Origin of the sequence: Bifidobacterium sp. B4142 (assembly GCF_026537325.1) — a bacterium.
Classification (GTDB): Bacteria; Actinomycetota; Actinomycetes; order Actinomycetales; family Bifidobacteriaceae; genus Bombiscardovia.
In genome coordinates this window covers 144256-164075 of the sequence record NZ_JAFNMJ010000002.1, presented here as the reverse complement: position 1 = coordinate 164075, position 19820 = coordinate 144256, and the positions used below count along the sequence as shown (strand labels likewise).

Annotated in this window: 15 protein-coding genes; 3 read left to right on the top strand and 12 right to left on the bottom strand. The window is 62.3% G+C overall.

Going from position 1 to position 19820, the window contains the following annotated elements:
- Nucleotides 1-44: 44 nt before the first annotated feature.
- Entirely contained in the window at nucleotides 45-1610 is a 1566-nt protein-coding gene (locus J3U06_RS05160) for an oligopeptide:H+ symporter (protein ID WP_267444512.1), read from the bottom strand.
- 457 nt (nucleotides 1611-2067) lie between these two features.
- On the opposite strand from J3U06_RS05160, the gene J3U06_RS05155 reads away from it, so the two are divergent.
- The 3 genes from J3U06_RS05155 to dtd are packed head-to-tail and all read left to right on the top strand — an operon-like array spanning nucleotide 2068 to nucleotide 5829.
- Complete coding sequence (locus J3U06_RS05155) at nucleotides 2068-4386, top strand: beta-L-arabinofuranosidase domain-containing protein (protein ID WP_267444511.1); 2319 nt, start codon at nucleotides 2068-2070, stop codon at nucleotides 4384-4386.
- Nucleotides 4387-4443: 57 nt separating this feature from the next.
- Nucleotides 4444-5310, top strand: coding sequence for an AraC family transcriptional regulator (locus J3U06_RS05150; RefSeq protein WP_324123886.1), 867 nt, complete (start codon nucleotides 4444-4446; stop codon nucleotides 5308-5310).
- 18 nt (nucleotides 5311-5328) lie between these two features.
- A complete protein-coding gene (gene dtd, locus J3U06_RS05145; protein ID WP_267444510.1) occupies nucleotides 5329-5829 on the top strand; it encodes a D-aminoacyl-tRNA deacylase in 501 nt (166 codons plus the stop codon).
- Here dtd and J3U06_RS05140 read toward each other — a convergent pair.
- The 11 genes from J3U06_RS05140 to rsmH all read right to left on the bottom strand — a co-directional run bounded on the left by J3U06_RS05140 (nucleotide 5822) and on the right by rsmH (nucleotide 19810).
- A complete protein-coding gene (locus tag J3U06_RS05140) occupies nucleotides 5822-6718 on the bottom strand; it encodes a cell division protein FtsQ/DivIB (RefSeq protein WP_267444509.1) in 897 nt (298 codons plus the stop codon). The two genes, dtd and J3U06_RS05140, sit on opposite strands and share 8 nt — an antisense overlap.
- Before the next feature lie 362 nt (nucleotides 6719-7080).
- Nucleotides 7081-8691 carry a UDP-N-acetylmuramate--L-alanine ligase gene (gene murC / locus J3U06_RS05135; protein WP_416378936.1) on the bottom strand — a complete coding sequence of 537 codons (1611 nt, stop codon included), beginning with the start codon at nucleotides 8689-8691 and terminating at the stop codon, nucleotides 7081-7083.
- 99 nt (nucleotides 8692-8790) lie between these two features.
- Complete coding sequence (locus J3U06_RS05130) at nucleotides 8791-10023, bottom strand: UDP-N-acetylglucosamine--N-acetylmuramyl-(pentapeptide) pyrophosphoryl-undecaprenol N-acetylglucosamine transferase (RefSeq protein WP_267444619.1); 1233 nt, start codon at nucleotides 10021-10023, stop codon at nucleotides 8791-8793.
- A 70-nt stretch (nucleotides 10024-10093) separates the two neighbouring features.
- Nucleotides 10094-11317, bottom strand: coding sequence for a peptidoglycan glycosyltransferase FtsW (locus J3U06_RS05125; protein ID WP_267431339.1), 1224 nt, complete (start codon nucleotides 11315-11317; stop codon nucleotides 10094-10096).
- Nucleotides 11301-12740: a UDP-N-acetylmuramoyl-L-alanine--D-glutamate ligase gene (gene murD, locus J3U06_RS05120; RefSeq protein ID WP_267444508.1), complete on the bottom strand. Its 1440-nt coding sequence runs from the start codon at nucleotides 12738-12740 to the stop codon at nucleotides 11301-11303. Before murD ends, J3U06_RS05125 begins: the two co-directional genes overlap by 17 nt.
- A gap of 79 nt (nucleotides 12741-12819) precedes the next feature.
- Nucleotides 12820-13923, bottom strand: coding sequence for a phospho-N-acetylmuramoyl-pentapeptide-transferase (gene mraY / locus J3U06_RS05115; RefSeq protein ID WP_267400657.1), 1104 nt, complete (start codon nucleotides 13921-13923; stop codon nucleotides 12820-12822).
- A 74-nt stretch (nucleotides 13924-13997) separates the two neighbouring features.
- Nucleotides 13998-15524: a UDP-N-acetylmuramoyl-tripeptide--D-alanyl-D-alanine ligase gene (locus J3U06_RS05110; protein WP_267444507.1), complete on the bottom strand. Its 1527-nt coding sequence runs from the start codon at nucleotides 15522-15524 to the stop codon at nucleotides 13998-14000.
- A 9-nt stretch (nucleotides 15525-15533) separates the two neighbouring features.
- Nucleotides 15534-16415: a UDP-N-acetylmuramyl peptide synthase gene (locus tag J3U06_RS05105; protein ID WP_121914017.1), complete on the bottom strand. Its 882-nt coding sequence runs from the start codon at nucleotides 16413-16415 to the stop codon at nucleotides 15534-15536.
- 46 nt (nucleotides 16416-16461) lie between these two features.
- Entirely contained in the window at nucleotides 16462-18243 is a 1782-nt protein-coding gene (locus J3U06_RS05100; protein WP_267444506.1) for a peptidoglycan D,D-transpeptidase FtsI family protein, read from the bottom strand.
- On the bottom strand, nucleotides 18240-18722 hold the full coding sequence (locus J3U06_RS05095; RefSeq protein WP_267444505.1) for a hypothetical protein: 483 nt from the start codon (nucleotides 18720-18722) through the stop codon (nucleotides 18240-18242). Before J3U06_RS05095 ends, J3U06_RS05100 begins: the two co-directional genes overlap by 4 nt.
- Nucleotides 18719-19810: a 16S rRNA (cytosine(1402)-N(4))-methyltransferase RsmH gene (gene rsmH, locus J3U06_RS05090; RefSeq protein WP_267444504.1), complete on the bottom strand. Its 1092-nt coding sequence runs from the start codon at nucleotides 19808-19810 to the stop codon at nucleotides 18719-18721. Before rsmH ends, J3U06_RS05095 begins: the two co-directional genes overlap by 4 nt.
- Nucleotides 19811-19820: the final 10 nt, after the last annotated feature.

Genomic DNA, 19820 nt, shown 5'->3' with positions numbered 1-19820 from the left:
CGATCCCCGGCAGAAGACCCATCCTCCGGCAGGGATCAAGTTGCTCAATCCGACATGACGGTAGCGTCTATCTTGCCGCGGAAGAGCATGACCGCCACGGCCACGAAAAGTTCAGCGATGCCGATGATCAGCATCAGCGGCAGCTGCTGGTCCAGGGTGGTCAGCTTCCCATAAATCAGCAGCATAATAGCTGTGCCGATGGCAGCCGACAAGCTGAAAGCGGTCTGCATCTGAGTCTCGTAGGACTTGGGCGCGATGGCCGCCACGGTCGAGTTGGCCGCAACGCCATAGGGGAAGCCGCCGAAGTTGGAGACCACATAGTAGAGCAGCAGCCAGAGCACGGAATACTTTGCCGTATGAGGATTGAGCACCACAGTGGGGACGATCAGAAGCAGGTTGGAAATGCCGAAGAAGGCGAATCCGAACCAGAGACGGTTGGTTGACTTCCACCGCTTGCCCGTGTCGGTCAGCCAGAACCAGCTGAAGAAGATGCCGGCCAGCATGGCGATGATGCCCACGAGAGTGTTGAAGGATCCCGGAGCGATTTCAATGCCGCCGAACTTTCTGTTGATCCGCTGGTCCAGGAACATGAGCAGGGTGGTGCCCTGAATGGCGTAATCCACTCCGGCAACAATCTGCATGATCACGATGGGCACGAAGGCCTTGAGCCGCCGACGCTCCACTCCGACAATCCTCTTGGACCGCCAGATGACGGCAAAGAAAGCTATAGCCACTACAAAGGTGCAGGAGCTTACTGTGCTGGCCAGCGCATTAACGCTGACCTTGTGGGTGATCAGCAGGACGGCGATGACCAGGCCGATCGCCACTAGCACACCCAGGGCGCCAAAGCCATAGCGCTTACGCTCCTGGCTGTTGAGCGGACGCGTAGGCTTGGAACCCAGGGATCCAAAGAAACGATTGCCCGGCACACCGATGATGGCGGCGTAGATCAGCGCAGCTACCGCTCCTATCGCGAATCCATAATGGTAGTTGATCAGTCCCAGCTGCGCGGAGATGATCGGGGTAATGAACCCAGCGATGTTGTTGGCGATGGCGTGAATAGCAAAAGCACCATCACGACGGTTGTCCTTGCGGTGGAACAGCATGCCGGTCAGCGAGGCGTTCGAAGCTCCCATAATGGGCAGGTTCATGAGGATCATGCCCACGATGGCCATAGCTCGACCTTGGCTGACGGAGAAAGCCGGAATAGCCAAGAGCCCGCAGGACAGCCCCTTGACGATGTTGCCGATGACCAGGGCCTTGCGCGCCCCGAACACCCGGTCCGCCAGCCAGCTGCCCACAATGCCGAACATGGAATTGATGGCCGCCACGATAGCGATAAGCTGGGCTGCCTCCCCCTGGCTGAATCCCAGACCTTGGGTCCAAGGCTTATAGAGGTAGTAGATCGTCACGGCCCCGTAGGAGGCCCAACAGATCGAATTGAAGAAATTGCCGGCTGCCAGGGCGCCGATGCCCTTGGGATAGCCGAAAAAGGAGCGGTCCGCCCTCAGCCGGTTCAGCTCCTCCTCCTGTTGTCGGTCAACCTTGAGACCGGATTCATCGACCACAATATCCGGTTGCTCGTCACCGTTTTCCGCTGGTGTAGCCATACGCTTCTCCTCGCTTCTCAATGGTGCCAACCCTCGTTGTCCGGCACCCTTTTGCTCTGCGTGGAACCACAAGCTGTTCCACTTGGAACGGTAAATCCTCAGCCTTTCTGGCCTAGGTGCAAACCGAAGGGAAAAAGGTGGATATTTCTTGGTAATGCTGTCTGAACGCTACTCGACAAGGCCCCCCGACAAGTTGTAGCTTGCTCGGAAACCGCGCCATGGCAAAGGATTACGAAGAAAGAGACGCTAACCAGAACGACTCCAAACCAAAGACACAAGATTGTCCACCCATTCGACGATATCCCCCACCTTCTCGATAGGGCAGCCGTCCATAAACTGATGAGGTAAGGCGCGCAAAGGCATCAGGGCAGAGCGGCGCCGACGGATCGGAGACGACCCGATGGAGAGCATGACCGGCCAGAATCCGCCCGTCAGCGGAGGGAGTAGGTAATTCATCATGACATCACCCATGCACACTGATCAGGACTGCGTCGACGAGACAGCCCGTCGGATATATATCGGCAACACAGGCACCGTGGACTTTGACCTGACGCTGCCGACCAAAGGGGTGGAGGAAGCCACCATCGAATGGGCCAGCAGCGACGATCGATGGGTGAATCCTCAGGGCAAGGTCAATCAGCCCGAATACGGTCGAGGCGACCGTAACGTGACCCTGACCGCGACCGTCACCAAGGGCGAGGCCAGGGCCCAGCGCAGCTTTGATGTGACCGTGCTGCAGATGCCCAACAGGATCGAAGTGCGCAAGGTCTACCCCATCGAGATCAAGGCTCGCAAGGGCGCTACCTACTATCTGCCCATGTTCACGGCCGTACTGACCAAGGACGGACAGAAAGTCTCCCAGCGGGTCAACTGGGACGAAGGCGTTCAGCAGCGGGACGGGCAGACCGGTGAACACGACTTCCAAGGATCCATCGACGGCAGCGGCATCCGTGTGCAATGCAAGGTTCAGGTGATTGACGAAGACCCCGAACAGCCAGTGGATTCCAGCCCTAAGGTCCGCCGCGTGCCTATCAGCCGGGTTCGGCTGACCGGCGATGGAATGCTGGCAGACAACCAGCGCCGACGGATAGCCTTTCTGAAGACCCTGGACGACGATCAGCTCCTGGTTGAGTTCCGCCGAGCCTCCCACCTGGACACCAAGGGAGCCAAGCCCATGATCGGCTGGGACGCTCCGGACTCCAACCTGCGCGGCCACACCACAGGGCATGTCCTGTCCGCATACGCTTTGGGGTATGCCGCTACCGGCGACAAGGACATCCAGGCCAAGCTGACCTATCTGGTCGACGGACTGGCCGAGGTCCAGGCCGCCTTCGCAAAGGGCGGGACCACCAAGCCGGGCTTCCTGTCTGCCTACGACGAGAGCCAGTTCGACAAGCTGGAACAGTACGCGCCCTACCCCACTATCTGGGCGCCCTACTACACTCTGCACAAGATTCTGGCGGGCCTGATCGACGCCTACCACTTCGCAGGCAATGAAACGGCTCTGCGAGTGGCCTCGGATCTGGGCGACTGGGTCTATGACCGCGTCCACCGGCTTCCCCATGAGCAGTTGCAGAACATGTGGAGCATGTACATCGCCGGTGAGTTCGGCGGCATGAACGAATCCCTGGCCCATCTGTATGCCATCACCGGACGCCGTGAGCACCTGGAGGCCGCCCGCCTCTTCGACAACGACCGCCTCATGGTCCCCATGCGTCAGAAAGTAGATGCCTTAGGCGGGCTGCATGGCAACCAACACATCCCCCAGGTCATCGGCTCGGTGGAGCTCTTCCGCCATACCGGCCTGCCCTACTACCTGCATCAAGCCGAATTCTTCCTCAAGTCGGTCATGGGCCATCACATCTACGCCATGGGCGGCACCGGTCAGGGGGAGATGTTCCAGCAGCCCGATGTGATCGGTGCCCTGCTCAAGGACAACACAGCCGAATCCTGTGCCTCCTACAATCTGCTCAAACTGTCGGCGCTCCTGTTCTCCTTCGATCCCGACCAGACCTATGCAGACTACACTGAGCTGACCACACTCAACCACATCGCTGCCGGCACCGACCATGTGCCCCAAGGCGGCAGCCTCTACTTCTTCCCCACCCAGCCGGGCGGCCGCAAGAAGTTCGACGAGGAGAACAGCTGCTGTCACGGCACTGGCCTGGAATCGCACTTCTACTACGCCGATGGAGCCTTCTACACGGATGAAACGACCCTGTGGATCGAGCAGTATCTGCCCTGCAGCCTGAACGACATCGACCAGAAGATGGCGCTGAGCATGAAGGTGAACGACCGCCACCCCGAGAAGGTGACCATCACCATAGAAGCCCTGGACAGACCGCACCTGGCTCTGCGAGTTCCAGCCTGGACCCGTGGCAGAGTCCACATCGACATCGACGGAGCCCCGGCATCCCAGGCTCTCATGGGCACCGACCCGGCTGTAGCGATCTTGGAGGCGAGCGCTTGCGGGCTGGATTCCTGGTCAGGGGCCACCGTTACGCTGACGTTCGACCCGACTATCCGGCTGATCGGCACCCCTGACAGACCCTCCCTGGCCGCCGTGGCCTGGGGCCCTTACGTGCTTGCCGCCTTGAGTCCCAGCACCGATATGCAGAGTCTGGACATCAATCGGAAGGATCCCGGGTCCGCCTTCGAGCGCCAGGGCGAGAAGCTGGTCTTCCGTCACCGGGACAGCGGCCTGGAATTTGTCCCCCTCTGGATCATTGACGAAAACCAGCCCTATCATGCCTACGTCGAAGTGGCCAGCCACTGACCGCGTTCTAAGGCCAAGGTTTCAGCGACAGGAAGGACGGTCAGCACGGATCAGGCAATCATCACAAGTTTCCCCAACGATGCGGCGGTCTTCAAATCCGCCGGACGCTTCATCGGCACCCCCGGATGGATCCACGAGCGCCGCACCGTTGACAGCTTTGAGCTGATTCTGGTTGAAGAGGGCGTCCTCCCGCTGACCGTAGCCGGGCGGCATCATGATCTGAAGGCAGGCGGCCTGCTGCTGATCCCTCCCAGCATCCCTCATGAGGGCAGTCGACGGCTGGGACAGGAGCCGCTGACCTTCTACTGGGCCCACTTCACCTTGCCCGACTGGCAACGGGCCCAGGGCCTGCCCGACGAACAGAGTGACGGAAAGGACCAGGGCGCGGCACGCGTGGTGCTGCCCCTGGATTTTCGTCTGGCAGACAACAACCGGGTGACCGTCATGTTCAACCAGCTGCTCGACATCTATCAGCGCACCTACCCGGATCCCAGCCCCTACTGCAGCTATTTCATGACCTGTCTGCTCATTGAGATCTCCATGGGAAGGCCTGCACCAAAGGACCCTCAAAAAGCGGACGACGAGGACAGCACCCTCCAGAAGATCCAGGATTGGATCCGCATCAACGCCTGCGACCGGATCAGTGTGGGCAGCGTGGCAGAGAACTTCAACTACTCGCCCTCCTACCTGTCGACCATATACAAGCGACGGTTCGGCATGGGCATCACTGGACAGATCAGGCGGGTGCGCATCGAACGGGCGCAGGAGCTGCTCCTGTCGACCTCCATGGGCGTCAGACAGATAGCCGAGGCCTGCGGGTATGACGACCCCAAGTACTTCATGCGGGTCTTCAAACGGTTCTCCGGCCTGACCCCAACCAGGTACCGGTCCAGCTTTTCTCTGCGTCACTACAACAACGCCTAAAGTCTTTAGACTGGAAGCATGAGAATCGTCATACAGCGGGTCAGCCGCGCCCGAGTCGATGTTGTCGACGAACAGGGGCAGCCGGATCCCGATTTCAAACCCCAGAGCATTGGCACGGGCCTCTTGCTTCTGGTGGCCATCCAGGATGAAGACGGGATTGACCAGGTGGACTATGCCGTCCGCAAGCTGACCCGGATGCGCATCTTCTCCGACGAGGAGGGCCGAATGAACCGGTCGGTCCTGGACTGCGGCGGCTCCATCCTCTCCATCTCCCAGTTCACCCTCTATGCGGATCTGCGTCGCGGCAACCGTCCCAGTTTCATGGCAGCCGGAGAGCCCCGACACGCCCAAAGCGTCTGGCAGGACCTGAACCGGGCCCTGGCCGCGACCGGTGTCCCTGTTGTCGTCGGACGCTTCGGTGCCCACATGCGAGTGAATTCGGTCAACGACGGCCCTGTGACCATCCTGCTGGACACCGACAAACTGATGAAGACGGCGACCTCTTCAGCGGTTATTTGACGATGGGCCGCAGGGGCGCCGACACATCCAGCTGATGTTTGTCGCCGATTTTGGACGGATCGTTGATGATCTTGTCGACCACGGCCTGTTTGAGCTTCAGGTCGGAGCCGTCGCCCCAGACGATGACATGCTTGCCCTGGTCCAGCTCAGTGGTGATAGAGTCCTGGGTTTCCGCAGTCACCTTAGTCACCGAATGACGCATGGCCTCGGGCATGGTCGACAGAATCCGCAGGGTCTGCCTGACCGCCTGATCCTGCTGGGCACGATTGACGGTGGACACCTGGATGACCGGCACTCCCTTCACCGGCTTGGACACAGTATTGAGCACCCTCCCCTGTCTGTCGACGGCCGTCAGTTTGTCCTGCGCATCCTTGAAGACCGCAGTGGGCTCCTGGGCATCGAAGGTCACCTGCAGACCGTGAGGAAAACTCTTGCGGACCTTGGCATCGGTCACCCCGGCCATGCCACTGATCTCCTCCTCGACGCCATTGGTGGAAATCAGCAACAGTGAGCGATCCCCCTGATGGGCCACGATTGAAGCCACCCGATCGTTGGACACCCAGGCATTGCCGCCGCTGACACCGATCTTGTCAATCTGTAGGCGGAAGACCGGCGAGAGAAAGAGCAACCATGACAGTCCTGCAATAAGAGCCATGACCAGGACGACGACAGCTGTTCGGATCAGAACCAGCCTGCGGCTGACCTTCTTCTTCTCGCGCACCCGGGCCTGAAAGTCCAGAACCTTGGGCCGAACAAAGATCCCCAGCCCCTGATCCTCCTGGTCGCTGCCTATCCTGCCTGAGACGGGTCGATCCGGCGGTATGGTCCGGGCATCGACGAATCCGCCGGCCGAACTCGTCGAACGAGATTCTGCAGACTTGGATGTCACAGACTTGGAGGCTGAGGCACTGCTGCCTTTGACCAGCGAGCGGGATGATGAGGAGGCCGACCTTGGACTACGTGTCCGGGATCCCCCTGCATTCTTGGCACGATTCGGACGACCCTTGAAGCGCTTAGACCGCTTAAGACGCCTGCCCCGGCCGCCTGTCCTTTCAGCCTTAGACCGGTGACCTGCCAGTTCAGCAGCATCGGAAACGGTCGACCTGCCTGATCTGGCGGTTCTACCGGTCCGCGGTTCCTCTTTCGAAGACTTGGTGCGCCCAGACCGGGCTGTCCGTGCGGCCTTGGCAGCCCGGACAGCCCTGGTCCTGGAAGAGGCTCCACCTGAGGCGCTGCGACCCTTACCGGTCTTCACTGTTCGTCCCGTTCAGCCAGCTTGTCGAGAATGACCGGTCCCATGGCTGTGACATCGCCAGCGCCTACGGTCAGGATCACATCCCCAGGCTCCGCCCGCTCGGCCAGATCCAGAGCGGCCTGATGCATGTCCGGGCAGGCCCGGAAGACAGCTCCGGTCGACCTCTTCCCGGAATCTCGGGACTCCTGGTTCGATGCCTTGCGGGCAGCCGCGGGAATGGTCCCGGCATCCACGCCCGGAAAATCACTGGCCAGTTCACGGGCAGGGAAGATGTCAGTGACGGTCACGTCGTCCGCCAGAGACAAAGCATCTGCGAACCGGTCAGCGAAGATGGCTGTGCGCGAATACAGGTGGGGCTGGAAGAGCACCCTGATGGTCTGCCCCGGATAACGCCGTCTGGCGGCGGTCAACAGAGCAGCGATTTCCGTAGGATGATGGGCGTAATCATCCACTACGGTGACCCCATGCTGGATTCCGCGGACCTCGAAGCGTCGAGAGGCCCCGCGGAAGTCGGCGGCAGAAGCGGCGGCCGTATCGGGATCCATTCCCAACAGGATGGCGGCGATGATGGCCGCGGCGGCATTGCGGGCGTTGTGGATGCCGGGAATCGCCAAGTCCACCTGCAAATCAAGCGGCTTGCCGGCATCCAACCCTGCAGCCTGGAGCACCTGCGCCGGGAGAGCCAGACGGCAATGCTCACGACCGCTGCCACTGCTTTCGGACTCGGATTCGATGCGGACCAGGCCCAGAACCCCGGGCAGGGAGTCAGTATTCAGCTGAGGATCCGAGGCATAGACGATGATCTTGGCCCGGCAGTCCCCGTGCAGCCGCCGCAGCACCTCCAGGGCGCCCTGATCGTCCCCGCAGACCACTAGGAAGCGGCGGCCATGCCGGGCATGTTCCACAAAGGCCTGATGGAAGGCATCAGCCGTACCGTAGTGGTCTAGATGGTCGGGCTCCACGTTGGTGATGATGGCGATGTCGGGAGTGTACTTGCCAAAGCTGCCGTCGGACTCGTCCGCCTCGGCCACCAGGACCCGTCCGGCTCCCACATGCCCTCCGTCCATAGGCCCCTGGTCGCTCTGAAGGCTGCCCCCGATGGCGTAGCTGGGATCGGCCAGATCCCCTTGGCCGCCCTTGGTCAGCAGGTGGGCCAAGAGTGCACTGGTGGTGGTCTTGCCATGGGCACCAGCCACGGTGACCGAAATCCTGGAGGCCATGAGCAAGGCCAGAATGTCACTGCGATGAACCAGTCGGGCACCAGCGTCACGAGCAGCCAGAATCTCTGGATTGTCGGGCTTGATGGCACTGGACCAAACCACTGTGCGGGCCCCGGCCACGTTGCTGGCGTCCTGACCGATGGTGACCGGTATTCCCAGCTGACGCAGACGGCGGGCCTTGCCCCCCTCGGCGCGGTCGGAGCCCGAGACCTGCACCCCCTCCTGGTGGAGCATCTCGGCCAGCACGCTCATCCCAGCCCCACCGATGCCAATGAAGTGTGTAGGCCCCAGATCCTTGGGGTCGCGCACTCCGGCCTGGGCCAAGGCAGGCAGGCAGGGGTCCAGAACCGGCAGGGACCGGTCGCCGCCGTCCTGCCGACCGGACACGGTATTCAATTCATGCTTGGGCACAGTAGTTGCATCTCCTCCAACAGTTCAGGACCATCCAGGACGGGGTCGCCCGTCGCCTGCCTCCATTATGCCCGATTAGGCCCTCCCTGAGTCCTTGCGGGCAATGTGTTGGCCGGCCATGGTCAGAATCTGCTCGGCCATTACCTGAGCAGCGTCGCGAATCCCGTACCCCCAGGCCCGGCGGCGCATGTCAGCCAGCCTATCCTTATCAGCCATAAGAGCAGGGACGTGCTCGGCCACCCATTTGGCATCCAGTGACGCATCATCGACCATAAGGCCTCCCCCGGCCTGAACGACTGGCTGGGCGTTGAATCGCTGTTCACCGTTGCCAATGGGCAGGGGCACATAGACGGCAGGTACACCCAGGGCAGCCAGCTCACTGACAGAACCGGCACCAGCCCTGCAGACCACCAAGTCGGCGCAGGCGAAGGCCAGATCGATCCGCTCCAAGTATTCGGCCATATGGTAATCTCCCTGGCCCTGGTGAGCCGGGTCCAAATCGTTGATGACCCCATCGCCCAGATCAGCCGCCACCTGCTCTCTGACTTGGTCGGCCTTGCCACGGCCCGTCAAATGGATGACCTGGGTTTGATCCAGTAGCTGCCGTGCCGCGCCAGCCACCGCCGTATTGAGACTGAGCGCACCCAGGGATCCCCCGGTGACCAGGAGGATGGGCCTATCGGGATCCAAACCCAAGGACTGTGCAGACTTCCTGCGAGCGCCCATGGGATCGGTCTCCATCTGCTTGGCCAGTCGGGCGATGGCCGGCCGCAGGGGAAGACCCACGCGGCGCACGGGCACTCCGGCCCGGGCTCGGATGCCGGTATCCTCATAGGCCGTACCTACAAAATCAGCCCAGCGAGCGCCCAGTTTGTTGGCCATGCCTGCCCGGGCGTTCTGCTCGTGGACGACGATGGGCAGACCCAGGTTCCGTGCAGCCCTGTAGGCCGGCGCCGAGGCATAGCCGCCAAAGCCGACAACCAGGTCGGCCGACCGATCCTGCAGATAGCCTCGAACCCGCTGCACCTCATGCCGCCAACGCCGAGGGAAGCCCAGAGCGGCCTTACTGGGACGACGAGGGAAGGGCACCTTCTCAATCAGGTCCAGGGGCAGTCCGGCGGCCGGCACCAGGTCGTGCTCCAACCCGACAGCGGTACCGATCACGCTGACAGCAGCCTGGGGGCAGCGCTCCCGAATGGCCGCAGCCACACTGAGCAGAGGGTTGACATGCCCTGCCGTCCCCCCTCCGGCCAGCACCAGATGGGGACCAGCACCTTTTCCGGGATGCTCCTGGCCGTCCCCAGGCATCCCGTTCTCAGTCCTCGTCGCTGTCGTCATCCGCGAATCCGCTTCCTTTCTGCCATATCCATTCCCTATCTCAGGACCCGTCCGTGGCCGCCTTCACGTCCGGTTGAGTCCGAATCATCTGCAGGGCCACTCCGGCCGAAGCCAGGCAGGAGATCAGGGCGGTCCCTCCAGCCGAAACAAAGGGCAGGGGCAGGCCGATGACCGGCAACAGGCCAAGAACCACGCAGATGTTGACCAGGGCTTGACCCACCAGCCACACATCCAGGCAGATCAGCACCATGCCCGCATACCGGTTCCTGGTGGTCAGGGCGATCCTCAGCATGCACCAGCCCATGACCACGAAGACCAGAATAAGCATGGCCGCCCCTACAAAGCCCAGCTCCTCGCCGATGACAGCGAAGATGAAGTCATTATGCGCCTCGGGCAGGTAGTTCCACTTCTCCCTGGAGTTGCCCAGCCCGACCCCGGTCAGACCCCCCGAGGCCATAGCATACAGCCCGTGTATGGACTGGTAGCAGACACCCTGAATGTCATCCGCCGAGCACTTGCCGTAGGCGGCCATGATCCGCTGGGTCCGGTTGCTGTTGCCGTAGACCGAAAAGCCGATGACCGCGGCCATCCCCAGAACTGCCAGGCTGAGCAGCCAGCGCAGGGGGAAGCCCGAAACCAGGAAGGCCACGAAGCCGATAATGACGATGATCATGGCCGTTCCCAGGTCCTTGCCCAGCATGATCAGCAGGAAACTGACGATAAAACCGGCGGCAGGCTTGGCATAGGCCTTGGCCAGGCTCTTCAGGTCGGAATCCTTGCCAGCCTGCCGCTGGGCTTCGATCAGGGCCTGGGGCAGCCATAGACACAGGGCCAGCTTGAGCAGCTCGGCCGGCTGCATGGAGATGCCCCCCACCGAGATCCATCCCTCATTGCCGTTGGCGGACCGCCCCAGCGGAGTACGCGTCAGCAGCTGAATACCCTGGCTGACAATCAGAAACCCCGTACTCCAGCTCCGGTAGCGGTCGATGCTGATCCGCACAGCCAGAAGGGCCAGCAACAGCCCCACCACGGCGTATATGCTCTGACGAATAACCTGGCTCCAGGGAGAGCTGCCCTGGGCCACCAGATCCACAGCCGAGGAGGAAAAGACCATCATCAGGCCGAAAACCGTAGTGGCGACGACCGTGGCCAAAAAGCCGTAGTAGCACCAAAGCGGGTTGAGAATGGCCCGCCAGCCCCGGTAGTTCCCCTTGCCGCCAGACCCCCGGGAGGGATCCTTGTGCGGATCAGTGTCGCGCTTCATGCTCGTGGACCCACTGTTCGGCCTGCCGGGCAAACTGGTCACCCCGGTCGGCATAGGAGGCGAACTGGTCCATTGAGGCGCAGGCGGGGGCCAGCAGAACCACTTGGCCAGGCTGTGCATAGGAGCCAGCCGCACGGACGGCCCGGGCCATAACCTGATCGCCGGCACCAGGATCGATGAAAGTCACCGGCAGATCGGGCGCCTGGTCCTTGATGGCCTGGGCCATGGGCTGCTGATCCTGGCCGATGACCACGGCTGCAGCCAGCTTGGACCTGCGGGACCGAACCAAATCGTCAAAGCGGGCACCCTTGGCCAACCCGCCTGCCAGCCAGACCACCTGGCCGTCATGGTAGCTGGCCAGAGAAGCCTCGGCGGCATGGGCGTTGGTGGCCTTGGAGTCGTCTACAAAACGGATGGCCTGCGAACCCTGGCCCAGGGTCGCCACGGTGCTGATCCTATGGTCGCCGGGTGTGAAAGTACGCATGGCCTCGATGGCCACGTCGACCTTGGCCCCAGCTCCTAGTGCCAAGGCCAGGGCACAGAGGGCATCAGCCAACAGATGGGGGTAGACCGTGCCGTCAGGCTCGCATAGATCCGCCAGGTCGGCAACCCGGACTAGCCGGACGCCCTCCTCAGGGTTCTGACCAGTCAATCCGCTGCGGTCTATGACCCAGCCGTCCTCCACGCCCAGTTGCCCAGGCTCGGGCCGACCCAGAGTGAAGCCCACCCGTCGGCAGCCGGGAGCCGGCTGTGCCTGTCTGGCCAGATCGGAGACCCGGGAGTCATCAGCGTTGTAGACCAAGGCCTTGCGCACGCCCTGGTAGATGCGCGCCTTGTCGGCCGCATAGGCCTCGAAGCCCCCGTGCCAGTCCAGGTGGTCGTCGGCCAGATTGGTGATGGCCGCGCACTCCAGGGCCGGCGAGAAGGTGAAGTGCAGCTGGAAGGAGCTCAGCTCCACGCAGAGCATGTCATTGTCGGGGTCCAGGACGGCTGTGGAGACGGCCTTGCCGATGTTGCCCACCGCAGGGGCCGTGAACCCACTGGCCTGCATCATGGCGGCGACCATCCTGGTGGTGGAGGTCTTGCCATTGGTGCCGGTGATTCCGATCCAGGGGGCTGGCCGGCCGGTCCGCGCTGCGGGCACCCGCAGCATCCAAGCCATCTCCACCTCGCTGACCACAGGGATGCCACGACGCTGCGCCTCAAGGATAAATGGGGTGCGCGGATTGAAGACGGGCGAGGCCATGACCAGGTCCACCTGGCTCCAGTCCACCTGGTCGAAGTCATGAAGATCGGCCTGGGGGGCGCGTTGATCCACAGTAGTCACTCCGGCCGCCCGGCCTCGCAGGGCTGCGGCCACGCTCCGTCCGGAAATGCCCAACCCGGCAACCAGTACACGCTTCTGGCTCAAGTCCATATCCATGAACACCTCATTCCGCTAGCTCCGGCATCTGCTTGGCATGATACCGGCTGCCGAAGTCCGGTACCGTGAATGGACGCACTCAGATAGGCAACCCGGAACGGACCACCCAGTCTGCATAGAAGCAGACCAGGGCCAGCAGGACGAAGATCAGGTCCACCATCCAGAACCGGACAACCACCTTGGACTCCTGCCAACCCATCAGCTCGAAGTGGTGGTGGATGGGCGCCATCTTGAAGACACGCTTGTGAGTGAGCTTGAAGTAACCCACCTGGATGACGTCGGAGGCGGCCTCGCCCACGAAGAGTCCGCCCAGGATGACCGCCAGAAGCTCGGTATGGGTGGCGATGGACAGGGCTGCAAAAAGCCCGCCCAGAGCCAGGGATCCGGTGTCCCCCATGAAGATGGAGGCCGGATTGGTGTTGTACCAGAGGAAGCCGAAGCAGGCCACGGCGGCGCAGCAGGCGATGATGGCCAGGTCCAAGGGGTCGGAGACCGCATAGGCATGGCCGGGATGGCCGCCACCCTTCAAGTGGTAGCTCTCCCAGATTGCAATGACCGTATAGCCCACGAAGGCAATCATGGAGGAACCCGAGGCCAGACCGTCCAGGCCATCGGTCAGGTTGAACGCATTGCTCCAGGCCGTCATCAACAGATTGACCCAGATAATGAACAGCACCACGGACAGGACGCTGCCCGCCATTCGGAAGTCGATAATAGGGTGCTCAACGAAGGATATGCCTGCCTGAGCGCTGGGATAGCCGTTCTTGGTGGGCAGCTTGAGGGCCAGCACCGCGTATATGGTGGCCAGAATGAACTGGCCGATGAACTTGGCCCTGACCGACAGGCCCAGATTCTGCTTCTTACGCACCTTGGCAAAGTCGTCGATAAAGCCCAGGAAGCCCATGGAGAGCATGGCAAACAGAACCAGCATGGCCGACAGGGACACGGACTCCCCCCGGGACAGGTAGCGGTAGAGCGCCGAGGCTGCCCAGCCCAGCAGGATGGCCAGGTTGATGACCAACCCGCCCATGGTCGGGGTGCCACGCTTGACCAGATGGGACTTGGGCCCATCCTGGCGGATGTACTGGCCGTAATGCAATCGGTGGACCAGCCGTATCAGCAGGGGGGTCCCTGCCAGCGTCACCACCAGGGCGACCAGGATTCCGATGATGAGGGCAATCACAGTGTGTACTCCAACTCTTGAATTCTGTCCTTGAACGTTCGAACCCGCTGCGGGTATACCAGTGCACTCATGGCTCAGCCCTGCCAGCGGTCGGCCAGACCGGACAGGCCGGACATGTGCGAACCCTTGAGCAGGACAAGATTTTGCCGGTCCGGATGCCTGGCGCACAGGCGACGGACCATCTGATCGGCCTGGTCAGCATCCTGGGCGAAGAGAACGCACATGGCCCCAGACTGTTCCTCGCTGGGATCAGATAGGCCACCAGCACCACGGACAAGGGCATGAACCAACCTGTCCATCTGCTGATCCCTGCAGCCCACCGCAACCAATGCATCGATGCCCAACCGACGGCAGTAGGCGCCGATCTCCTGGTGCAGCTGCTCGCCTCGATCGCCCAGCTCAAGCATGACCCCCAGGACGGCTATCCGATAGACCGGGCCATCGGATCCCCTCCAGGTAGCCAAGGCGTCCAGACCAGCCCGCACGGAATCGGGATTGGCGTTGAAGGAATCATCGATCAGGGTGAAGGAGGCATCCGGCAACCGGACCGAAGACAAAGCCATCCGATGCGGACTTATTTGCCGCTGCCGACCCAGCTCATCGGCGATGCGTTCTGCGTCCAGACCCAAGGCGTGGGCTACCGTGGCGGCAGCCAGAGCATTCATGACATTGTGCCGTCCCGGAATGCCCAGACGCAGCCGCACTGGTTGCTGGCCACGCAGACGCAGCTCGAAGGCCGGCCTGTCCAGACTGTCGCTGTCCAGGTAGCGAGCCGAGCCATCCAGGTCGCGGTCCTGCCCGCCATCATCAGCGGCCATGCCAAATCGCAGAACAGACCCAGAGGCCAGATCAGCCATGGCGGCCACCCGGGAATCGTCGGCATTGAGCACGGCGGCCCCGCCCGGCACCAGGCCTTGCACGATCTCGCTCTTGGCCTGGGCGATGCGCTCTACGGAGCCGAATTCACCCAGGTGTGCTACTCCCACCTTGAGGACCAGAGCCATGTCCGGGGGAACCATTTTGGTCAGCCGGGCGATCTCACCCACGTGGTTAGCGCCCATCTCGGCCACCAGATATCGGGTGTCGGGCCCCACTTCCAAGGCGGTCAGAGGAAGGCCGATCTCGTTGTTGAAAGACCCGACAGGGGCCACCACCGGACCAAGGAGTGCCAGCAGAGAGGACAGCAGATCCTTGGTGGTGGTCTTGCCGACGGATCCGGTGATGCCGATCACAGTAAAGGGTTCTGCCGCTGCACGCCGACGGTCCATATTGGCCCGGGCCAGCAGCCCCAGGGCAGCAACCGTATCGTCCACGAGAATCTGGGACAGGTCAGCGCCCGGAACGAGATGATCGACCAGGGCCGCGCGGCAGCCCTTGGCTCCCAGGCCGGGAACATAGTCATGGCCATCCACATGCTCGCCCTTGATGGCTACGAAGAGGCCATCAGCCCCCGCCTGCCGGGAGTCGGTCACCACCCGCATGCGCACGGACCGCCGGTCAGGTTCACGACCAGAACCGACTTCAACCAGCCGACCGTGCACATATTCGACGACCTCATCCAGGGTCATGGGCATGGACCCGGCCCTTACAGACTGACTCATCCTCACCTCTCAGGACATCTCGCGGGAGACGCGCAGGGCGCTCCTGATGTTGTTGCGTTTGACGCCGGCGGCCATGGTCATGGCGATGCACAGGGACAGATCGTCACTATTCGCATCGGCGGGCAGGGATTGGCGGGCCAGCCCATCGGATTCCTCGTTACGCTTGGCCACGATGGTATGCCCGCCCAGGTTGAACCCGTATCGACGGGCCCTGGAAATCAGCCGAACGTGCCGCATATCGCGGGTGGAGCCCTCCTGGGCGCCCAAGGCCACCACATCCAGATCCACTGCCTGCAAAGCGTCCCTGGCCAGGGTCTGATCGTCCACGGATATGACCACGGCGGCCGCTCCATCCTCCAGGGCGATGGACAGACTGCGCTGCACATCGAACATGCTCAAGGGATATTCCAGATCCAGTCGCCTGTCCAGCGAGTATGAGCCCTTGGCGCTGAGAATGCCGACAGGATTGCCCAGCACATGCAGGAAGTCAGCCAAAAGATCCACCTGGTCCTGCACCTGGGAACCGACCAAAGCGAAGACAGCCAAGGCTCCTGAAGGATCACCGGCGGCATTGGCCAGCAATTGGCCCATCTGCCAGGCATGCATGGTACCGAAGAGCAGGGGTATACGGGCTCGGCCCACCTCTTGACGGGCCGAGGTCGGCAACAGGGCCGCATAGGCGCCGCGAAGCTCAGCCTCCTCAATCATGCCCTGGTCCACCTGCCGGTCTGCAGGCACGTAAAGGCTACCGGGCCGCACTGAGGGCAGGTCGTCCACCAGTGAAGTCACCGTAACTGGTTCAGCGAAATCAGGGACCAAGGTCAGCCCGTAGCGCCCCTTGAGCTGACCCAGGGTCAGTCGTCGGGAGATTGATTCACTCAGCGCACTCATGCTGCAATCTCTCCTTCGTCCGGGAACGCCATGATGCCTGCCGGTATCACCATGTTACCGGGATAGCATCGGTTCTGGGCGGGGACGTGGGGACCTGGTATTTCTGCATAAGGAATTCACCGATCTGGGCGAAGATGGGACCGGCGGTGATGCTGCCGAAAACGCCATCGCTGCTGTGGGGATTCTTCAGCACCACGGTGACCACAAAATGAGGGTCGTCAGCAGGCAGGATGCCCACCCAGTCGCTGATGATGCCACCCAGGCCGCCCGAGCTGTCGGCCACCTCGGCAGTGCCCGTCTTGGAGGCCACCCGATAGCCCTCTACCTTGGCCGTATTCTGGTACTTTTCAGCCACTGACTCCATGCCATTCATAACGGTAGCCGCCACCTTCTCGTCCACTACCCTCACCCGGTTGGCATTGACGGCACCCTGGCCGTGGATGATGGTCTGATCAGCGCGGACCCCCTTGTTGGCCAGGGTGGCGATGACGTTGGTCAGCTGGATGGCGTTGGTGGCATAGCCCTGGCCGAACAATACCGTATTGCGGGTGCGCCGATCCCAGGTCTGAGGCGAAGTCAGCAGGCCCTTGGACTCCCCCGGCAGACCTAGTGCCGAAGCCTGGCCGATGCCAAAACGGGTCAGATAGTCGTAGCGCTTCTGGTCCGGGTAGTGTTCGCCGGCCATGACCATGCCCACGTTGGAGGAATTCTGCAGAATGCCGGCAAGGGTCCAGTGCTCGGCTGGATGGTCGAAGGCGTCCTTGTACTGCTGGTTGTCCACGGTGATGTGGTCGGGCACGGTGAAGCGGTCGCTCATGGAGTGCACCTGCTCCTGGAGCATGCCGGAGATCGAGATGGTCTTGCCGATGGAACCGGGTTCGAAGGTCTCCGCCACCGCCCGCGAGGAGTTGACCTTGGCCTGGTCGCTGCCCGCCTGGTAGTCATCGGTGTCGGCCAGGGCCAGGATCTCGTTGGTGCGGGTGTCCTGGACGACAGCCAGGGCCCAGTCGGCATGAAATCGCTGACAGCCTGACTTGAGGGCTTGACGGACGTACCACTGAACGTCTTGATCAACGGTCAGGGTGACATCCTTGCCGTTGATCGGATTGCGCTGACGGGTCACGGTTCCGGGGATCTCCTGACCAAGCATTCCCTGCTGGTAGACCGTGTAACCGTCAGTACCGGTCAGCTGCCGATTCTCCATCTGCTCGATCCCGGCCACGCCCTTGCCGCTGTCGTCGATGCCCCCGATCAGGGCTCCCATCAGATCCGCATGCGGATAGGTGCGCTCACTGCTCAGTTCTGCCGTGATGATCCCCTGCAGCCCCAGCTTGTCGATGGAGCGCTTGACCTCGGGAGTCACCCGCTTGGCCAGAACCACGTACCGTCCAGGGACGCTGAGCTTGCCGCCCAGCTCCATGGCGTTCATGCCCAGGGCCGGCGCCAGGAGGCGGGCCACGCCGGCAGCACCGTCAGCGCCCACCGGATGGCCTTTGATGCTATGGCAGTCACTGCCTGTGCGCTTGGTGCAGTTGATAGGTATGAAGGAGGCGGCCGCCTCGGGGTCGCCGATGATGTTGTACCGCTCCAGGCTCTGGGCAAGCACCCGGCCATTGACATCCAGGATGCGGCCACGCTGGGCCTTGATGGTGTGCGGCACAGTGCGGCCCGCCGCAGCCGCTTGCGCCATGGACCTTCCGTCGAAGAGCTGGATATAGGCCAGCTTACCCAGGGCCAAGGCGGCCACCAGGACCAGAATCAGACCCACAGACAAGGAACGTTTGCAGAAAGACAGGTGCCAGGAGCGTTTGGTTCCGTTGCCGCTCATGGATGCCCCGCCTTGCTCTGGGCATCCTGAGGGGGCTTGTAGCCCTGCAGATCGATGGAGTTCAGGCCCTGCTGGGGCTGCATGCCCAACTGCTGGGCCTTGTCCGGCAGGGAGGCTTGGAGTTGGTCGAGCTTGTTCTGGTCATCCTGGACGTCCTGGGTCAGATTGCTGATTTCATGCTGGACCCTGGTGGCCTCGAAGGAGTCCTGGACCATCTGGGTACGCAGCATCAGGGATCCGAACATGCAGGCGGCCAAAAAGATCACGGAGGTCATGATGCGCAAGAGAGGATTGCCGCGGGTCCGCGTCCAGCCGATCAGACGCCGAGCCCCCTCAGCAAATGGACCTCGTTCGGGACGGCGGGCCTTGCCTGTGCCCTTGATCAGACTGAGCTCAGGCCTGGTGGGCATCTCCTGGATGCGAGGATGACCCTTGTCCGCAGATGTCTTGGAACGGACCGAACGTGCTGGCATGGTCATGACCGGCGCCTCGATTCCGAACCGTGGCCGACATGACGATGGTGACCGGCTGAGCCCTGCCCACGGGCCTCGGCCTGAAGCCGACGACGACGCTCCTCGGGGATGGCTCCGATCTTCTCAACAGCCCGCAGGCGCACTGAAGCAGACCTGGGGTTGCGTTCCCGCTCGGCCGCATCGGCCTTAACAGCACCATGAGTCAGGTCCGACAGGTAGGGTCGGGCCTGATCGGGCACCACCGGCATGCCTGCAGGAAGATCCACATGCAGCCCTGGCGCCATGAAGCGCTTGACCATGCGGTCCTCCAGGGAGTGATAGGACTCCACGACCAGACGACCGCCCTTGGCCAGCCGCAGAATGGCCTGGGGCAGGGTGCGCCTCAAACGATCCAACTCTCCATTGACCTCGATGCGCAGGGCCTGAAAGACCCTCTTGGCCGGATTGCCAGGAGGACGGTGGCCACGCGGCACTGCCCTATCGACCAGACGGTCCAGCTGGGCCGAGGTGGTCAGCGGTTGCTCCTGCCTGGCTTCAACGATGGCTCGTGCGATGCGTCCTGCATAGCGCTCCTCCCCATACCGGGAGAAGATGTAAGCCAGCTGGTCCTGGTCGTACTCGGCCAGGACCTTCGCAGCCGTCAGCTCCTGGCTGGTGTCCATGCGCATGTCCAGCGGAGCATCCTGACGGTAGGTGAATCCCCTGTCGCGCTGGTCGATCTGCAGAGAAGACAATCCCAAATCCATGAAGACCAGGTCCACCTGGCCTACATCCAGGGCATCCAGCTGCTGGTCCAGCTGATCAAAGGGGGCGTGAACCGGCGTGAAACGGTCGGCCAGGCCCTCGTCGCGCATCCGGCCAGTGGCCAGATCCAGGGCCTGGCTATCCCTGTCTATGCCAATAAGACGGGCCTCAGGGCAGGACTTGAGAAAGGCGGTGGCGTGACCAGCCAGGCCCAGCGTGCAATCCACAGCCACGGCCCCAGGGTGCTCCAAGGCGGGCCGAGCCAGCGCAAGGCAGCGTTCCAGTAGGACGGGACGGTGGACCTTGCCGCTGTCCACGGCCTCCTGGTCGAGAGGATTGCGTTCTGACATCAGGGCCTCC

Bases quoted from the DNA above. Each gene is read 5' to 3' on its own strand.
- J3U06_RS05160 (WP_267444512.1), bottom strand. From the start codon at position 1,610: ATGGCTACACCAGCGGAAAACGGTGACGAGCAACCGGATATTGTGGTC.
- J3U06_RS05155 (WP_267444511.1), top strand. From the start codon at position 2,068: ATGACATCACCCATGCACACTGATCAGGACTGCGTCGACGAGACAGCC.
- dtd (WP_267444510.1), top strand. From the start codon at position 5,329: ATGAGAATCGTCATACAGCGGGTCAGCCGCGCCCGAGTCGATGTTGTC.
- J3U06_RS05130 (WP_267444619.1), bottom strand. From the start codon at position 10,023: ATGCCTGGGGACGGCCAGGAGCATCCCGGAAAAGGTGCTGGTCCCCAT.
- J3U06_RS05125 (WP_267431339.1), bottom strand. From the start codon at position 11,317: ATGAAGCGCGACACTGATCCGCACAAGGATCCCTCCCGGGGGTCTGGC.
- murD (WP_267444508.1), bottom strand. From the start codon at position 12,740: ATGGATATGGACTTGAGCCAGAAGCGTGTACTGGTTGCCGGGTTGGGC.
- J3U06_RS05110 (WP_267444507.1), bottom strand. From the start codon at position 15,524: ATGAGTCAGTCTGTAAGGGCCGGGTCCATGCCCATGACCCTGGATGAG.
- J3U06_RS05105 (WP_121914017.1), bottom strand. From the start codon at position 16,415: ATGAGTGCGCTGAGTGAATCAATCTCCCGACGACTGACCCTGGGTCAG.
- J3U06_RS05100 (WP_267444506.1), bottom strand. From the start codon at position 18,243: ATGAGCGGCAACGGAACCAAACGCTCCTGGCACCTGTCTTTCTGCAAA.
- J3U06_RS05095 (WP_267444505.1), bottom strand. From the start codon at position 18,722: ATGACCATGCCAGCACGTTCGGTCCGTTCCAAGACATCTGCGGACAAG.
- rsmH (WP_267444504.1), bottom strand. From the start codon at position 19,810: ATGTCAGAACGCAATCCTCTCGACCAGGAGGCCGTGGACAGCGGCAAG.